Source organism: Halodesulfovibrio sp. MK-HDV (genome assembly GCF_009914765.1).
Taxonomy (GTDB): Bacteria; Desulfobacterota; Desulfovibrionia; order Desulfovibrionales; family Desulfovibrionaceae; genus Halodesulfovibrio.
On record NZ_WYDS01000004.1, the window covers coordinates 67440 to 85669 of the forward strand.

Here is an 18230-nt window from a genome sequence, read left to right on the forward strand (position 1 = left end):
CTGAATTCGCTACACCACTTTTCCTATCATTTTTCCAACTCTTCGTTCCTTTTTTTCTTCAAGCTCCTTCGTTCGCTTTGTGTCAAATGTTATCAGTCCACCATTTTTCTATTTTCATTTGTAAGATGTCGTAGGATTGGAACCTTGTTTATGATTGACTTCGGCAACTTTCCGTTCGCTTTCAACCTCATTGAGAATTCGAAAGATCTGTTGTTCCGTAATTCGAGAATGTTGGGTTGATTGCCCTTTTGGGATTGATGCGTTTCGAAAATACCTATTTGGGCTGGTCTTACTCTACGGGAGGTTACATCTACTGAGTTTGATTTATGATGTAAAACCTATTATATTTAAGGAAGATTGTGGATTAGACTGGGAAAAAGAATCAAATCTATATTCTAAACATCTAGGACGACATATTTCAGCTACGCCCCGCATGGGGCGACCAGAACATTCTAGTATTGATCAGTGTTGGTCCATGGATCTGATGGGTGATAACCTGTTCAATAGACAATGAATTCGTGCTTTAACTGTGGTTGATAATTTTAGTCGTGAGTGTCTAGTAAACCCATGTGGAGCACGCCGGAAAAGGGCAATGGATTGTGAGTAGAATTGGGTGGCCTCGGCTGTTCCCTGAGCGTAAACCGAAACGTATTCAAATGGATAATTGTGGCGAATTTATTTACAAAGCACTTAATAGCTCTGCCAACGATGTAACTTAAGCAGGACTTCTTGATACCCTGAAAATTTACGGCAAACGTTTGTCGCATCTTATGAAGAAATTTTTCGAGATGAGTTCTTAAAACGCATAGGTGTCTGTCACTTGCAGATGTTCGAAATAAAATTGGAACATGATGGAAGGAAGCTAAGAATTTTGTCTTTGTTCTTCTCTTGAAAATATGGCCACAAACGACTTTTTGTTTGTGTGAATTGATCATTCAGCTGGCTTAATTTAGCTAAAATTTACCGATACAGATCAGAGGGAGACCTCATATTCAATCATCGTATTGGCGATGATTGTCGTATTCTTGATGTCGGATATATTCTTCATAAGTACAAATTAGATTTGTTTTTTTCAGCTTGTTAATGTCTTTGAATGGGATGTGTCTGCTGTTGGGCAAGGCCAGAAGCACTTCATTTTTCAGAAAAGTACCCCAAGAACATACGTGATATAATTTTACCTGTCTGTCTAATGATCTCAGATCATGTCTCTTTATTATTCAGATACATAAAAAATAGATAAATCGATTGGTTTTGAAAGAGGTTCTATCTAAATTATCATGAAATGGAAGGCGGTGTATTTTTTTGGATATGTTGATTGAAGGGAGTACTGGTTGTTATTGTCTATATTAGCGGAAGATAGAGCAAGTATTACCAAAATTTAATATAACAAGGGTTTTTAATATGTATTTTTGTCTTGAGAAACTAAGTTTTGAAGAGTGTGATGTAGAAAGCAATAAGATAGCAGTGTCTGGTAGTGACCGTGATCTTACTTGGCAGGAATTCAAATTTGAGGTCGCTGAGCTGATTGAAAAGCTTTGCTCATATAACTTACCAAGTGGACATCCGGTTGTTATTTATGGTCACAAAGAAGTCCAATTTATAGTAAGTATTGTTGCCTGCATCTCTTTAAAGTTACCTTATATCCCTGTTGATACAATTTACCCTAACAATAGACTGAATAAAATTATTGATATTGTGAAATCTTCAGTATTAATTGACACAATTTCTGGAGAAATAATTAGAAACACGAGTAATAATCTTGTGTCTTATGTTGAGAATGATCCAATTGCATACATAATGTTTACTTCAGGAAGTACGGGTGAACCAAAAGGAGTTCAAATTACACACGGTGCTGTTGCCGACTTTGTGAAGTGGCTTAAGAATGATTTTAATATATCCAGTGAAAGTGTTTTTATGAACCAAGCTCCTCTTAGTTTTGATTTGTCTGGGTATGAGCTTTTTGGTTTTTTATCCTTTGGAGGCACTGTTGTATTGAATAGCAGGGCACAGATTCAAGATATTAAAAGCTATTTTGATAGGATAAAAAGCTATGCGTGTAATACTTGGGTGTCAACTCCTTCTTTTATTAGTAAATATTTGATGTCATCAGAGTTCGATCAACTTAACTTTAATAATTTAAGGAAGTTTATTTTTTGTGGAGAAGTGCTTCCTGTTAAAACTGCTAGGAAAATTCTAAGTGCTTTTCCTGAAAGTCAACTTATAAATTCGTACGGACCAACCGAAGCAACCGTAGCCGTTACAATGGTTACGATTGATGCCGAGATGCTTGATGCTTTTTCGAAAGAGAGTTTGCCGGTTGGGCGTGTAAAATGTGATGAAAAGGTTCGTATTGATAGTGTTGAAAATTCAAATGCAGGTGAAATCATAGTTTATGGAGAGAATGTTTCTATAGGCTATTTTGATAACCCTGATTTAACTGATCTAAAGTTTGGAAGTTTTAACGGCATGAAGTCGTTTAACACTGGAGATTTTGGGTATATTAAAGATGATCTGTTATTTTTTGCCAACAGGGCAGATGATATGATTAAATTACACGGCTATCGAATCGAGCTGGGTGAAATAGATAGTACAATGATGAATGTTAATGGTGTAGAGTGTTCTGTTACTATTCCATTAAAGCGAGGTGGTGAAATTGTTAAGTTGGTTTCTTTTGTAATTTCTACTGGAACATCCGTCGATGAATTAAAGAAGGAGATTAAGAATAAGTTGCCATATTACATGATACCTTCTGACATTGTATTTATTGATGATTATCCAAAGACGATTAATCACAAAATAGATAAACAAAAATTAGTTCAACTCTATATTTCATCTTAAGTGACTATGTTAAATAAGTTAGGTGACTTGTGTCTTCAATGTTAAAGCATGTAGTGTCCTTTATATTGGCTTTTTTTGTATTAGAAATGTTTCTGGTTTTTGGTGGACAGGATCATATTTTTAATTTTTTGGATTACAATCCAAAAAAGATATCTCAACTTAAATCTCAACTTAAATCTCAAACATTGAGAAATGATTTAGAGACAGGAAAGGTCGTGGTTTTTGGTTCCTCCGAACTTTCTGCAGGCAGCAAGAAGACACTAAGATATATGGTGTCTAATTTTTTTAATGATAATAATCAGCCTGTTAAAACGATCGGAAAGGGGGGGCATCAATTATTTATCATTTTGTCCGAATTGTCAGCATTGCATAGCTCTAAAACTATAGATCAAGCTAGAATAGTAGTTCTGTTAAGTCCCACATGGTTTACCGGAAAGCATGCAAATGGTGCGAAAATGTCTGTCTTCTTAAAATATATGACTAATGACATGATGTATAAATTGTATACCAACAGTGAACTCGACGATCATTATAAATTTTTAGTAAGCGAATATATAAAAGCTAATGAAAAGGAAATGTCCGGTAGCAGTAGATCTTACGATATGATTAAAAATTATGGTAAGAACCCTTCTTCTGTTAATTATGATGACGTGTTGATTTCATGTCTTTCAGATAAGTTTTTGCTTTTCTCTAAAATTGATTTTTATAATGAAAAAGATAATTATCAATCTGGACAGATGGTTAAGTATGATTTTCCTTCGTTGAATTATGATTTGCTATATAATCAAGCAAAAAAAAATAACAAAGATGCGTCAACCAACAATGCATACGGAATTAGAAATGGTTATTTTAATAGACATATTTTAAGGAAAGATAAGAGCATTAGATTTTCGAATGTTGGCGAAATTAGAAATATGTCTGAAAATCGCGAATACGAGGCTCTAATAAATTTGCTAGCTTTACTTAAGGAATATAAAATTAAGCCATTATTTGTTATGCAAGATCTCCACCCATCCATATATACCGAGGGCAGAGAAGAAATATTACCCTTGCTGGCTTCAATTAAGGGTTCAGTTGTTGGTGCAGGGTTTGAATACTTGGATATGTGGTCTTATTGTGAAGCAGATTATGAAAATGGAAAATTAAAAGATAAAATGCACCTAGGAGAATTAGGCTGGGTGAAGATTAATAAGAAAATTATTGAACATTTTAATCTGGACTAAGTTCTAACTTTGGGTGAATTATGAGTTTTGTTAAATGGTTTGTGGTCTACTTTTTAATCATACTTGGGTTAAGAATCTTATATATTGAGAATGAAATGGCTGAATATTTAAGCAGTAACCTTCAGTCTACTGTGAAGTTTGTTTATGAGGCATTTTGATGGATGTAGCTTTACCCTTTTCTGGAATTGATTTTTTTCTGTTGTCGTTCGCATCAGTTGCGATCTTGTTATTTTGTAAACGTTTTTTTATCTAGCTACCTTAAATATAAATACATTCTTTTTTCACTTATTGCTGTTTATATTACCTTCTTTTTGCCGTTTCAAGCGACGATAGGAATATTATTATTCTCAATTTATATTTATTTGATCTACTATGTCTTTTCTTACAATGACTATCGCAAGACACTACTCCCTATTTTGCTGGTATCATTGCCTATGATTTTGTTTAAATTAGATGTTGATGTTATGTATAAAGTTATAGGGATATCATACATAACGTTTAGAGTTATCCAAGCCATCTCTGATCAGAAAAATTATGGTAGTCTTGATTTCTTTGAATTCACATCTTATTTATTTTTCCCTCCAACATTATTAGCTGGCCCAATAGATCGATCATATAGATTCAAGAGTGACTTAGATAATGGGTATAATAACATTTCAACTAGTAACTTCGTTCGTGGGTGGGAGTTGCTAGTTATAGGTGGCTTGTTTAAATTTGTATTAGCTGAGTTTGTCGCCAAATTTTGGTTGGGTGAGATTGATGCAACTAGTACATCTATTGCTACTATGGTAAACAGTGCATATTCTTATACTGCTTACTTTTATTTTGATTTTGCTGGTTATAGTGCAATGGCTATGGGTGTTGGAATTATGCTTGGTATAAGTGTTCCGAAGAATTTTGATAAACCTTATTTGGCCCAAAATCCTCAAGAGTTTTGGAGAAGGTTTCATATTACTTTAGGTGCATGGTTAACAGATTATTTTTTCAAACCTATCTATATGTATCTACAACGCTTCTCATATCTCCGAGGACGCCGCCTTCTTGTTCAGAACATCTCAATCACTTTGACTTTTTTATTGATGGGGATGTGGAATGGGCTAGTGTGGCATTATATTTTCTCTGGGTTGCTGTTTGGGTTATATTCTTCCATTCACAATTGTTATGTTCATTATGTAAAGAAAGGAGGGGCAGATATCTTTTCAGTGTCCTCCAACATATTGTCATTAAGCATGAAAAGATTAATTATGGTTAATTCAGTTGTTTTAGCCTTATATGTTTTTAGTGGAAGAGTACCGTTGTAATACGGTTTATTATAAAACGTTTAATAATGTTGATGGTATTATTGTGAATTTGAATGAAAGAATAAAAAAACTGGTTGAGGAATTGACATTTAAAAAAGTATCAATTGATGAACCGTTGTATACATCAAACTTAATAGATAGCATGGGAACAGTTGACCTTGCTTTAATGTTGGAAGATGAATTTAATATTAAAATAGGTACGGAAGATATAATAGAACCTAACTTTGATAGTATTGAAAAATTAAGCAATTATGTGACAACTAGAATATCATAAGTTTTTGGATTTATTTTCTTTTTGTCTTATTCATTTAAGGCAAAAAAGCTCTTGTTTCGAATTGGTTCCCTAACGTATTTTTGTAGTGATTTTCGTTTCAAAACGAAGTCATTGATACACGCGGATTCGTCACTTACTAGCTATGGAAGTTTTAATTTCAATACGTAAATTTTTGCTAGATGTTACACTTGCTTTTCATGCAGATAACATGGGCTCACCCCTCACTAAGGGATGCTAAGCAAGAAAAGCTCTTACACGAAAGTGTAAGAGTTTTTTTTGTCCAAATTTCTGGGGAACGTCTTGGGTGCATGAGGTGCGCTTCTTAAAGGGAAGCTTACGGATTAATGTCATCGATGATTTTTGCAAGCTAAAGAAATGATGAAGCTGTTACGACGGTATGAGTGACTAACTTAACATATGAATGTATGTTGAATTTAACTAGTGATATTGTAATATAACTGCAAATTAACGTATGGTTAGGTTGGTGTAGCTTGATGAATTTATTGCATTTGAAAGCTCTTTTATTAGCCGCAGAAAAAGGCTCAATTTCTTCTGCGGCCCGTAAATTAGGAAAGAAACAGCCTCAAGTAAGCCAATGGATCTCTGACTTGGAGATTGACCTTGGCGTAGTTTTTTTTGATCGAACAGGAAATAAAACTAAGTTAAGTAAAGATGGAGAACAGTTACTTCCTTATCTTTCACATGCCATGAGTCAATTTGAAAAATTTGTTCAAAGTGCAGAGATGATCGCTCAAAAAGAACCGATAGTGCTGACTATTGGGATTGAAAACTATATTCCTGATCTTGCTTTTGCTTTGCCGCTCTCAGCAGCATTGGATTTACCCTATGTAAGTGTCGAAGTGTGTCGCGATGAAAGACTCCAGTTGATGCAAGCCTTAATTGAAGGCGATATTGATATCATAATGATTCATGAGTCAGATACTATTCATCATCAGCATTTTGAGTATTGCCGTTTAGGTCATTATAAAGAAGTGCTGATATGTAGCCCTGATCATCCACTCGCAACTTTTGCGGTAGTAACTCCCGACGATTTGAGTCTTTATCGAGAGTTAATTTGGGGAGAGCTCTCTCAGGGTGATGTAGGGGATAATGGTGAAGGCTATAGCCCTAGCTATGGCGTGTTTTCTGACATACAGTTGCTTATTACGATGCTAAAAAACAATAAAGGCTTTGCGTTCTTACCGGCGGAAAGCGTCAACCACTACATAGAAAGTGGTCAACTACTCGTTGTAAATTGTGATTTTGAGCCTGCAGGTATCGATCGTAGAATAGAGTTATGTTGGCGTAATGGGCTAGTGTTGTCGGAACACGGTAGTAAAGTGATAGATGTATTTAGAGCTATGCATGAACTTGCCGGTGTATCTTAATCAAGAGACATCTTTGCTTCAGGGGGCGAATTTGGATCTGAGTTTTTGTTTCCAATAAGTTACTTCAAAGATGCCAATGCACCTTCGCCCTTAATAGCCAGTTTTTGATTGTGTTGTAGATTGATTACTTTTCTTTATATGGCGCATGTAGTTAAAAGAGTAATTAAGTTCCCCGGCACAATGAAAATCTGTGAAACCAGCAGCCTGACTGTTGCTTCAACATAAAAAAGCTTTTGTTGCACTCAGTTTTTCATGGAAAAGATGGTGCAAAGCATGCCTTGCACCATCTTTTGATTATTCTTCTGAGTCGAATACAACCTCACCTTGTAGCACTGTCATCAGGATTTCTGTATCCGCAATATCATCGGCTGATAACTGAGTAATGTCCTGCTCTAAAATGGCAAAGTCGGCTGATTTTCCAACAGTTATTGATCCGGTAATATCACTGATTCCTAAACTTTCAGCAGCATTGATCGTGTAGGCATTGATAGCGGAATGCACATCTGGCAACCCCGTTTTTCCCATTTTCAGGCTATTCGCAATTCCAATTAATGGATTAATATCATGCACATTCCAATCACTGCTTAATGTGACATTCGCACCTGTATCAAAAATGGCTCTTGGGTTCATCAACGCCTTGGAGCGCTCAGCCCCTATAAAGGGTTCTGCCCACTGGTGATCGTGTTCTGCTACGTAATCAGAACCGACTTGGAAGTCGGCTGTTACATTCAGTTTTGCGAAGCGAGGCACGTCCGTTAAGTTTACCAATTCAACGTGAGTAAGGGTGTAAGGTTTTTTTGAACCTTTGTTACGAATATGTTCTACGGCATTTAATGATTCGCGAACCGCACCATCACCAATTGCATGGATGTGGGCGCTGAAGCCTATCTTGTCTAGTGCCTCCAGCCAGTTTTTCATTTGATGTGGTGGGATATAGTTGATGCCATGAGGCTCATCCGGAACATAGGTATCCAAATACGGTGCTAGTGTTTTCGCCGTGCCATTAATAATGATCCCGTCGCTATACATTTTGACCTGATCTACTAATAGTAAGCGTGAGTGGTCGCTCGATTGCACTTTCTTCAAAAATTCTAGTTGAGGTGCCATTAGGTCTGTTGGGTAAATCCACGGACGTAGTGAAACACGGGCGGTCAAATCATCGTTTTTTTCGGCTTGTTCCCACACCTTATACCAACCGCGTTTCCAATAAAGTCGCCCATCCCCAATGGTGGTGATGCCATGTGCTGCTGCTTCTTCAAGGCCAATCATTAGTCCTTCATAGCTTTGGTCGAACTGCTTTTCTAAGCTATTCCACGCAATCTCCATGATGATATCGCCAGCGTTATCAAATAGAATTCCATTTAGTTCACCGCTTTTTTCATCTTTAAGGATCTTTCCCCCTTGAGGCTCGGGAGAGTCTTTGGTGATGCCTGCCAGTTTAAGTGCTGCGGAGTTGACCCACATTGAATGCGAAGTTTGCTCCATGAACACGACAGGTTGTTTTGGAAAAACACGGTCAATCACTTCAAGCGGTGTGTATCGATTGTCTTCATTTAAGATTGCATCCAAAGAAAACCCATAGCCTATCAGCCAGCCATCAGGTTTTGCTTTTTTACTGCACGCCATTAAATAGGGAATTTGTTCTTCAAGTGATGCATCCATATCTAATTCACAGTTACCGCCAATTTCTGAAGCTGCCTCAAACACATGGTTGTGATTATCAATAAAGCCCGGCATTACATACGCCTGCTCAAGATTAATGATTTCGGTGTGTTTATTACGGTATGTATCCATTGCTTTTGCTTTGCCAACAAAAACAATATTACCATTGTGAATGGCTATTGTATCGGCATTCTTGTGACCGTATATTTGGGCGTTTGTAAGAATCATATCTGCTTGTTCGACAGCCATTGCATTAGGACTCATTAGTAGACTCGCTATTACTGTCAAAAGGTAAATTCGTTTCATTCTTCATTCCTTTCATGCCTCGGAATTATAAAAGTATAGAGGAGTGTGTGGGATGAAGAGAGTCTATTGCAGCTCAAAAACAAAAGCAAAATAGTGAGTATAAGAATATTGGGATACTAAAATTAACTTAGTGTAAGCTCATATGGCTAAGTTAAGTCGACCATCATTTGCTGGACACAGTTACGTTGTAGTCGGCTTAAAATATTTTACAGACGTGAATAAAGTGTAAGCTTTTTGTTAAAATCTCAGATGAGACATCCAAGTGGCGGAGCTGATTTTTTATCTTAAAGGTGAATCTGCGCTTCGTTCTTTTCAACCAGTCGTCTCATCACCTTCATTTGTAGTTTTCGTTGCAACTTTGCTTACACAAAAAGCTCTCTACTCTTTCTTTCCAAGAAGCCAGTATGTCACGCCAAGGCATAGAACTACCAAACCGATAGCACCAATATCTTCCGCTTTGGTATATTCAAGATCCAACACAATAACTTTTCGGGCTGCGGCCATAAGAGCGGTAGCGACAACCATGCGGATATGCAACACGTCTTCGCGCAGGTACATGGTTATATTGGCGAATATTTCAATGGCGATAAGCACAGCCATAAATGCACCGAAGGTTGCCAGTATGTCGTGGATACTAAGCAATAAAAAGGGTGGTTCAAGCATTCGTTGATACAGAATCCATACAACATCTAATATTCCCCAAATAATCACAAACGTCATTAGTATTGCCAAGCATCTCACTGCCAGCCTGATTTTCTTTTCCAGTAAGTTTATAAGCGGATCTTCTTTACCTAGAATGTTGCACTTAGCATTTAATGTAGTGTCAGGACCCTGCTGTTTTTCATTATGCATGATTTCCTCTCGTGACATATTCTGTATCGTACATATATAGCAGTGTAGTTATGATTCGTACAAACTGTTTTGATTATCTTGTTCCGATCAAGAATTGTGATATGTTCTTATGGATGCCACCTTCACAAGGAGAGGACTATGGAATGGTACACCCAATCTCAAGATGAAATATTTAAATCGTTTGTTGTCGATTCTAAAGGGTTAACTCCTGAACAGGTAGAGTCCCAGCGTAAGCGTTATGGTGAAAACAAGGTTGGAAAAGAAGAGGGCGTTAACTACGCGCGTATCGCGCTTCATCAGTTAAAAAGCCCCCTTATTTTAATATTATTAATTGCTGTTGTGGTTACTCTTCTCCTTGCCGAGTATGTTGATGCATTGGTTATTCTGGCTGTTATCGTTCTGAATGGAGTTATCGGCTTCGTTCAAGAGGCTAAAGCAGAACAAAGCGTCCGATCTCTGCAACAAATGATTACTCCGAAGACCATAGTCACTCGGGGCGGAAAGGAAATGGAAATACCCAGTGCGTCTTTAGTACCGGGTGATATCGTTTCATTGGTTTCAGGAGCCATGGTTCCTTCAGATATCAGATTGTTTTCGATCACAGAGTTACGAGTCGACGAGTCTATGCTGACAGGGGAGTCTGTTCCAGCGATCAAGACGACTGAGACTTTAAGTGACAGCGGATTGTCTCCCGGTGATCAGACGAATATGGTCTTCATGGGAACGATTGTTGTGAATGGCAGAGCCAAGGGGGTTGTCGTAGAAACTGGCGATCGAACAATGCTCGGTATTATTGCCAGTACTATTCGCTCGGCAGGAAAAGTCGTCGCTCCAATTCAAGAAAAAATCGAGAGGCTTGCAAAGTACATCGGCCTCCTCGTTATGATTTCGACTTCCTTGTTATTTGTCTTTGGTCTTGTTTTAGGAGCATCCGTCAAGGACATGTTCCTGACTGCCGTTGCAGCAGCCGTTGCTACGGTTCCCGAAGGCTTGCCTATCGTCGTTACCATTGCGATGGCTGTCGGCGTTAAGCGCATGGTGAAATACAACGCAATTATCCGTAATCTTCCTGCCGTGGAAACTCTTGGTAGCACAACGGTCATTTGCTCAGACAAAACAGGTACTCTCACTGTAAACCGTATGACGGTGACCCGTCTGTTTGACGGAATCAACGACTTAGCTGTGAGCGGTATTGGCTATACCCCTGAAGGTGCGTTTGATGATATGCAAGGGAATCTTTTCCCTCTAAGTGACCAGCAGTTACAGGTATTACGTGTGGGACTTCTGTGTAACGAATCTCGACTGGTTCAGCGCGATGGCGCGTGGGAAGTAGAAGGAGATCCGACGGAAGGGGCACTTATCGTTTCAGCGATGAAAGCGGAACTGAGGGTGGAAAAGGAAATTTTGGATTGGCCCCAGATAGCCATTTTGCCGTTCGAATCAGAACGCGGCTTCATGGCAACGTTGCATGAAAAAGATGGAAAAGCTTTTATGTTCGTAAAAGGTGGTCATGACCGCCTTATGGAATTATGCACGGAATGCGTTTACAGTGAAGGGTTGAACCGCGATGCCATTCTGGAGAAAGCTAAAGAGTATGCTTCTCAGGGAATGCGGGTACTTGCCTTTGCTATTAAAGAGATGCCCGCAGGCACCACAAGTATAAGTGATGATGATGTGTCTACTGGCCTAGTGTTTATTGGCTTACAGGGAATGCTCGACCCACTTAGACCGGAAGCTATAGAAGCTGTTGGTAAGTGCCACGATGCGGGAATTCGTGTTGTTATGATCACTGGGGATCATGCTGAAACGGCAACAGCTATCGCACGCAATTTGGATTTAGAGGTTGCTGATTCGGGTGCGGTCACAGGTACACGCCTTATTGATATTGACGAGAAGGGATTGGATTCTCTGGTACGCGAGACTTCAGTTTTTGCCCGCATTGCACCGGAAGATAAGTTTCGTATTGTTAATGCTCTCAAACGTCAGGGAGAGATTGTTGCCGTGACCGGCGATGGCGTGAACGATGCACCTGCTCTTAAGACTGCTCACATCGGAGTAGCAATGGGCAAGGGGGGCACGGACGTCGCTCGCGAAGCTTCGGATATGGTTCTTGTAGACGATAATTTTTCAAGCATATTTCATGCGGTACGTGAAGGCCGCATTGTGTTCGACAACCTGCGGAAGGCTGTTTTCTTTCTACTCCCAACCGGCCTTGCGGCGATTTGGTCCATCTTGTTGACCATGATAGCGGGTATTCCGATTCCGTATGTCCCTGCTCAGTTGCTGTGGATCAACATAGTGACAAATGGATTGCAGGACGTGGCCTTTGCTTTTGAACCAGGCGAGAAGGATGTTGAGCAGCGCGCCCCGAGACCGACAGGTGAGGGGATTGTGAACGGCCTGCTAATACAACGCACGGCTATAGTCAGTGTGTGCATCGCGTTAGGTGTCTTTTTTATATTCACCCTCGCATTAAATTCTGAGTATGAGTTGGAAAAGGCTAGAACCATGGCCATGACAACTATGGTGCTTTTCCAATTTTTCCAAGCCTTCAACTCTCGCTCTGAGTATACCTCGGTATTTCAGATGAATCCATTTTCGAACAGGTTCCTTTTCATCAGTATGACACTTGCGTTGTTGGCTCAGATTTGGGTGGTTTCATCCCCTACGATGGAAGTGATATTCCGGACAAGACCTTTGAGTGTTGTAGAGTGGGGGATGTGTACCTCGGTTGCGGTGTCTGTTGTTCTGGTGGTAGAATTCGATAAGTATTTGCGAAGAAAATTTCGCCGTTAACTGAAAAGAATAAAACCCCCGACCAGAAGGTCGGGGGTTTTATTTTTTATTGTGTTTGCTTAGACGAAGCAGGCTTGATCAGGATAATATTCGCGCAGTTGTCTGGTTACAAGCACTGGGCATTTAGCTCCGTGGAGCACCTTGATGGCAACGCTGCCCATTATAGCTCCTTCAATGGCTGAGTGGCCACGGGAACCCATGACAATGAGGTCACAGCCTATTTCGTCTGCGACATTGAGAATCACGTTGCCGGTTCCGCCAGCTCGAGAAATGGTGGTTACTGAAGCGCCACAGTCTTCTAGAAGTACTTTGTACTCTTGCAAAAGCTTTTCTGCGTGGCCCGAAAGCTCTTCCTTGACTAGTTGTAGACCTTTTCCTGAAAGTAACTGACTAATTGGCCCATATACATGAAGAAGTATAACTTTGGCGCCATTTTGGCTAGCAAGGGAAGCTGCGTACTTGGCTGCATTCTTGGAAGGAATGGAACCATCTATGGGAACAAGTATCTTTTGGGGCTTCATTCATCTGCTCCTTAGTTGTAGTCTCTTAAAATTACGGTGTATTAAAAGAATAACATACTCCGAATTAACAGCAAGGGCTCTTCGTTGAAAATAAGATCTCCTTGCCTTTAGTCAAGCCGGAGGACTAGTTGGAACTTTAACTGATTCTTTTCCAATAAATTATCTCTAATTTCGTGCTTCATTCATATCTAAAAAGATAAGAATTATACCGAGTAGTACACACAAAAAAGCCCTATTGGCATGTTGTCCAATGGAGCTTTTTTATGTTCAAGTTTGATAGGTAGGAAATAAATTTTTATTCTTTGGCGCGCAGAAACTATGAATGAGGCTGCTGTTTGTGCAGTTTATCCAACGAACGATCTATGATGAATTTCGTAGCGTTCGTTGATGTGAGAATACATATGAAAAGCCCCCCTTTTGTTGCAGAAGGGGGGCTTTAAAGTCAGAAGCTTAGGCGGCTTCTGAAGGACATACAATATTTTCTTGATACTCAGTTCGTATGAGCTGTTTGGACTCTTCTTTTGCTGCTTCAGAGCGCAGAGTTTTCATCAGGGACCAGAACATGAAGAGCATGGCAACGCCAAATGGCGCCCCCGCTACAATGCTTGCTGCCTGTAGCGCTTGAAGTCCTCCACTGATAAGAAGAACGACAGCAAGTGAACCGAGGAATACCCCCCAAACTACTTTCATAGCCGTCTTTGGCTCATATGCACCTTTTGACATAAGCATAGCTACAAAGAAGGAAGCAGAGTCTGCTGATGTAACTAGGAAGAGGATCATGTTCACAAACACTACTACGTTCATGAAAGAAGAAAGCGGGAAGCTACCGAGCAGGGTGTAGATACCAGCTCCAACGTCAGCGGATACAGCTTCCCACATTGGTGCAGTTTGGTTGATTTCAGCCAAAACAGCAGAGCCACCAACGATTGTGAACCAGACAAGGCTGAAAGCGCTTGGTACCAGTACAGCGCCAAGGATAAATTCGCGGATGGTTCGACCACGGGAGATGCGGGCAATAAAGCCACCTACAAATGGTGCCCATGAGATTACGAGCAACCAATAGAAGATACTCCAGTTGGTAATCCACTTACTAGATTGAAGCGGGTCAGTGTAGAAGGTCATCGGAATAAGTTCGCTTAAGTAGGAACCTACGTTGTTGACCATAAGGCGGAGAAGAATGTTTGTTTCTCCGTTGAAGAGAATGAAAGCACACCAGGATATTGCAACAACGATGTTGATATTACTAAGAATAGTCATGCCGCGTTGCAAGCCTGTCATGGTGGAAATAATGTAGATGCCGATAACAATGCTCATCAGAATTACTTTACCAATAATACCTGTTTCCACACCGAAAATCAGTTCTACACCAAAATTAAGGGAGATGATGCCAAGGCCAAGGGCTGTGCTTAACCCGCCAACTGTTGCAATAGCACCAAGGGTATCGAGAATTTTGGAGCAGATGTGGCCTTCTACTTTGTCCCCTAGAATGCCGTGAAGGGAAGTAGAAAGGGTCATTGGGCGCCCCAGACGGAAAGCAGGAAACGCGATACAAAGGCCTACAATTGAGTACCCCATCCATGAGTGGAAGCCCCAGTGTAAGGATGCAATGCGGATAGCAACTGGTAACGCAGCTTTTGTCCCGCCAACTGCATCGTACGGGGTATTCATGAAGTGGAACATTGGCTCGGCTGCGCCCCAGAGAACGTAACCAACGCCGATGCCGCAGCTAAAGAGCATGGCAATCCATGTAGTTGTGCTGAATTCCGGCTTGTCACCGTCCTTCCCGAGGGTCATTTTGCCGTATTTGCTGAAGCCGATAAAGAAACCAAAGAATATATAGATTGCTGTTACAGCAACGAAAAACCAACCGAATGTGTTTGATATGTAGTTACGTGCAATGTTTGCATAGTGCCCGAGAGCTTCCGGATTTGTTGCGCCGATTACTACGATAGTGAGTGTGAAAAGTGCCGTGACGTAAAATAAAACTGGATCATACTTTCCGAGTAGACGGGTAAGCATCCCCTGATCTTTCTGTGACATGTGAAACCTCTAACTTCTTGTTGTACACTAAACACCAACGCTGTTGACTGCCGCAGCGAAGGTGTCGAAAGAGAGCAGTATAGCTGTAAAATATATACAGCTATACTGGGTCAGAACGTAGTAGCGAAAAATTAGGCGGTGTAAACTACCTGACCATCTAACATGGTTATTTCAACTTTTACGTCGAGGAGCTTTGCAGGATCTTCATGTAAGATATCTCTGTCGAACAGAATGATATCAGCGCGTTTTCCTTCTTCAAGGGAACCGATACGGTCTTCCCAGAAGAAAGATTTAGCAGCGAAGTAGGTGTGGCACATGATCGCTTCTTTCATGGTAATGCGCTGTGCTTTACCCATGTCACGACCATCGTCGGAGATACGTTCTACAGCACCACGACAGGTGCTGAGCGGATTGAAAGACTGTACGAAAGCATCGGAGCTGATAACAGCTTCAATACCGTTGTCGAGGAATTCGCGGAGAGGATAGATGCGGGATGCACGGTCTTCGCCGTAGTTGTCTACAAGATTGAGACCTGCTTCACGGAGCTGACCCGGCTGGGTGATAGGTACCATGCCGTATTCGGCTATACGTGTCACCTGATCAGGACGTGGATAGCCACTGTGCTCAATGCGGTGACGGTGGTCAACTCGTGGGTGTTTTTTCAGAATTGCTTCCACACTGTCGAGCATAATGTCGTGTGCACGGTCGCCCTGAGTGTGGATGCCGAACTGGAAACCGGTGGTGTGGGTTGTGTTCAAGGATTTAGCGAGATCTTCATCTTTTTCCCAGTAAAGTGCACCGGTAAAGCCGTCAGGACGGTTGTTAAGAGGCTCAGTAAATGCTGCGGTACCACCTACAATTGCGCCATCGCAGTAGTACTTAACAGGGCCGATCGCGAGAAAATCATTACCGAAAGGTTCATGGATTCCGGTTTCAATGAGTGCTTCCAAGTGGTTGGAAAGGTACATGCAGACGGTACGAACACCGAGTCCGCCTTCGTGCTGAGCACGAACGAGGCCAACCATTTCACGGGTAGTGACTTGTGGGTCAACCACTGTCGTGACACCTACAGCTCGCAGTGCGTCGGATGCGCACTGAATGTCACCAACAAGTTCTTCGGTCGGGGTGTCGTAGCCAATATCCGGACCGTGATGTTTTACTTTCACGGAAGTTGGAACAACCATCTGCTGGGCAGCGTCCTGTGCAAGGCCGGTCAGACGTCCTTGTTCATCACGGATGAAACGGCCACCTTTTGGATCTTCAATAGAATCATCAATACCTGCAATTTCCAATGCTTTGGAGTTAACAAGCACGTAGTGGCCTGTGTAGTGAACAATAGCAACTGGATGATCTGGAGAAACTTTATCTAGATCAAAGCGGGTTGGCGGGGTCGCATTAGGGAATTTCCCATAATCAAGACCCCAACCACGAATCCATTCGCCTTTTTCTTTCTGTTCAGAAGCTTTTTTAACAACGTCAACCACATCGTTAATGCAGGACACTGCTGGGTAGTGGAATTTAGAAGCGCGTAAGGATGCGCCAAGCAACGTTACGTGGTTGTGTGCGTCAATAAAGCCTGGTGTCAGGCTTTTATTTTCACAGTCGATAATCGTTACTTTCTTTTCAGCAAGAGCTTTGCACTCTTCAAGAGTCCCCAGCTTTACGATGATGTTTTCGGTGACAAGGAGGCTGTCGTGTGGACACTCTTCGTTTTTACCGGTTTCAATGTTGGCGTTGGTAAAAATAGTGCTTTTGAACATTCATTACTCCAGATTGTACTCAACTTTGATTGAGTTTTTACAAAGTTCGTATCCCCAGTGAATATCTTTCAGCGCGTGGCTGATCTGGGATACATCTTTGGCTTCGATGGCACGGATGATTGCTTCGTGTTCATCAAAAGCCTTCAAGTACCATTCGTGAAGAAAGTTGCGTCTAGGGAAATCCCAGAGGCGGTGCTTGATTGGAGTAAGGATTCTTCGTGCAAAGAGATTGTCGCACTGTTGAAGGAAAATATCATGAAACGCGTAATGATATTCGTCATATAAAGACATCTTATAGTCAGTTATGGCCTGTTTCATTTTTGCGTTTAACTCACGCATTTGTGCAATCACATCCGGTGTATACGAGTTCAACCCTTCAATAATAAGTGTGCACTCTATGCCACCGATAACGTTGTATAAGAATGGAAAATCTTTAATTTCCAAAGTGTTAACAGTTACTCGGCTGCGTGGATGAATTGTGACAAACCCTTCTGACTCAAGTTTTATGAGTGCGTCACGCAGTGGTGTACTGCTGACGGTGAGGGTGTCTTTAATACGTTTTAAGTCGATACTGCTGCCGGGAAGTAAGGTTCCACGGTGCATTTCTTTCATCAGATATTGGTAAACTCGATCTCTTGCGGAAAGAGTCGAGGTATCGTTTTGCTTGTCTTTGGACATAGCGCCTCCTACGGTTTATTCGATATGAACGTAGAAACTGATGTTTGTAGTGATGCATCAGGTCTGGCGCAGCAGTTACCTCTCGTCTTCCCTTTTGTGAAGTGTCTCACTCCCTCTTTCTTCAAAAAAATAACAACAAAACTTTTTATTGGTGCTGAGCGAGCAGCAAAAGTTGATGAAAAAAATGTTTCAACATCAACTGATGCATCAGATGATGTTCTAAAGTGAGTGCCGTGTAAAGTGAAAAAGCACGTGGGCCTGATAGGAAAGGAAGAGGTGGAGGAAGTTTTTTGTGTAAATACTATTTTAAAACAGCATGTTAACTTTTTTTTGGAATGGATATTTTTTTGCGTTTGATGAAAACGGTACAGAATTGGGTATTGTTGTTTTGAGATGAACTTTTCGTTACCTAGATTCAGTGCTTTTAAGAAGAAGCTGGAATGAATAAACTTGGGCAACTATGAATGTGGTAATAATCGGCAAATAGTTGTAGCTAAATCAGGCTTTGTATTGAGGTAAGTATGGTTAGCGGGGGGAACTGGTGTGTATTTTTCCCTTCGTGTTTGACTCCCGAAATAGTATATGGATTGC

The 18230-nt window shown here is 40.8% G+C and carries 13 protein-coding genes; 7 read left to right on the plus strand and 6 right to left on the minus strand.

The genetic code is table 11. The features are described from left to right. Positions 1-1401: 1401 nt before the first annotated feature. The 5 genes from MKHDV_RS04215 to MKHDV_RS04235 all read left to right on the plus strand — a co-directional run bounded on the left by MKHDV_RS04215 (position 1402) and on the right by MKHDV_RS04235 (position 7024). Entirely contained in the window at positions 1402-2838 is a 1437-nt protein-coding gene (locus MKHDV_RS04215; RefSeq protein ID WP_160712578.1) for an AMP-binding protein, read from the plus strand. 38 nt (positions 2839-2876) lie between these two features. Continuing rightward, on the plus strand, positions 2877-4061 hold the full coding sequence (locus tag MKHDV_RS04220; RefSeq protein WP_254060415.1) for a D-alanyl-lipoteichoic acid biosynthesis protein DltD: 1185 nt from the start codon (positions 2877-2879) through the stop codon (positions 4059-4061). A gap of 362 nt (positions 4062-4423) precedes the next feature. Further along, a complete protein-coding gene (locus tag MKHDV_RS04225; protein ID WP_371416014.1) occupies positions 4424-5362 on the plus strand; it encodes an MBOAT family O-acyltransferase in 939 nt (312 codons plus the stop codon). 43 nt (positions 5363-5405) lie between these two features. Next, entirely contained in the window at positions 5406-5636 is a 231-nt protein-coding gene (locus MKHDV_RS04230) for an acyl carrier protein (RefSeq protein ID WP_160712582.1), read from the plus strand. Between the two features lie 494 nt (positions 5637-6130). Then, positions 6131-7024: a LysR family transcriptional regulator gene (locus tag MKHDV_RS04235; protein WP_160712584.1), complete on the plus strand. Its 894-nt coding sequence runs from the start codon at positions 6131-6133 to the stop codon at positions 7022-7024. A 294-nt stretch (positions 7025-7318) separates the two neighbouring features. Here the strand turns inward: MKHDV_RS04235 and MKHDV_RS04240 are convergent, their stop codons facing one another. Beyond that, positions 7319-8992, minus strand: a complete 1674-nt coding sequence (locus MKHDV_RS04240) for an amidohydrolase (protein WP_160712586.1) — start codon at positions 8990-8992, stop codon at positions 7319-7321. A 378-nt stretch (positions 8993-9370) separates the two neighbouring features. Further along, a complete protein-coding gene (locus tag MKHDV_RS04245; protein ID WP_160712588.1) occupies positions 9371-9844 on the minus strand; it encodes a phosphate-starvation-inducible PsiE family protein in 474 nt (157 codons plus the stop codon). A gap of 138 nt (positions 9845-9982) precedes the next feature. On the opposite strand from MKHDV_RS04245, the gene MKHDV_RS04250 reads away from it, so the two are divergent. Then, positions 9983-12640: an HAD-IC family P-type ATPase gene (locus MKHDV_RS04250; RefSeq protein ID WP_160712590.1), complete on the plus strand. Its 2658-nt coding sequence runs from the start codon at positions 9983-9985 to the stop codon at positions 12638-12640. A 59-nt stretch (positions 12641-12699) separates the two neighbouring features. Here MKHDV_RS04250 and MKHDV_RS04255 read toward each other — a convergent pair whose 3' ends face one another. The 4 genes from MKHDV_RS04255 to MKHDV_RS04270 all read right to left on the minus strand — a co-directional run bounded on the left by MKHDV_RS04255 (position 12700) and on the right by MKHDV_RS04270 (position 17639). After that, entirely contained in the window at positions 12700-13161 is a 462-nt protein-coding gene (locus MKHDV_RS04255) for a universal stress protein (protein ID WP_160712592.1), read from the minus strand. A 450-nt stretch (positions 13162-13611) separates the two neighbouring features. After that, the gene (locus tag MKHDV_RS04260) at positions 13612-15201 is read right to left on the minus strand and encodes a BCCT family transporter (protein WP_160712594.1); all 1590 of its coding nucleotides are present in this window, start codon (positions 15199-15201) and stop codon (positions 13612-13614) included. 131 nt (positions 15202-15332) lie between these two features. Continuing rightward, positions 15333-16961, minus strand: a complete 1629-nt coding sequence (locus MKHDV_RS04265) for an amidohydrolase (RefSeq protein ID WP_160712596.1) — start codon at positions 16959-16961, stop codon at positions 15333-15335. A gap of 3 nt (positions 16962-16964) precedes the next feature. After that, entirely contained in the window at positions 16965-17639 is a 675-nt protein-coding gene (locus MKHDV_RS04270; RefSeq protein WP_160712598.1) for a GntR family transcriptional regulator, read from the minus strand. 24 nt (positions 17640-17663) lie between these two features. On the opposite strand from MKHDV_RS04270, the gene MKHDV_RS04275 reads away from it, so the two are divergent. Next, positions 17664-17867 carry a hypothetical protein gene (locus MKHDV_RS04275; RefSeq protein WP_160712600.1) on the plus strand — a complete coding sequence of 68 codons (204 nt, stop codon included), beginning with the start codon at positions 17664-17666 and terminating at the stop codon, positions 17865-17867. Positions 17868-18230: the final 363 nt, after the last annotated feature.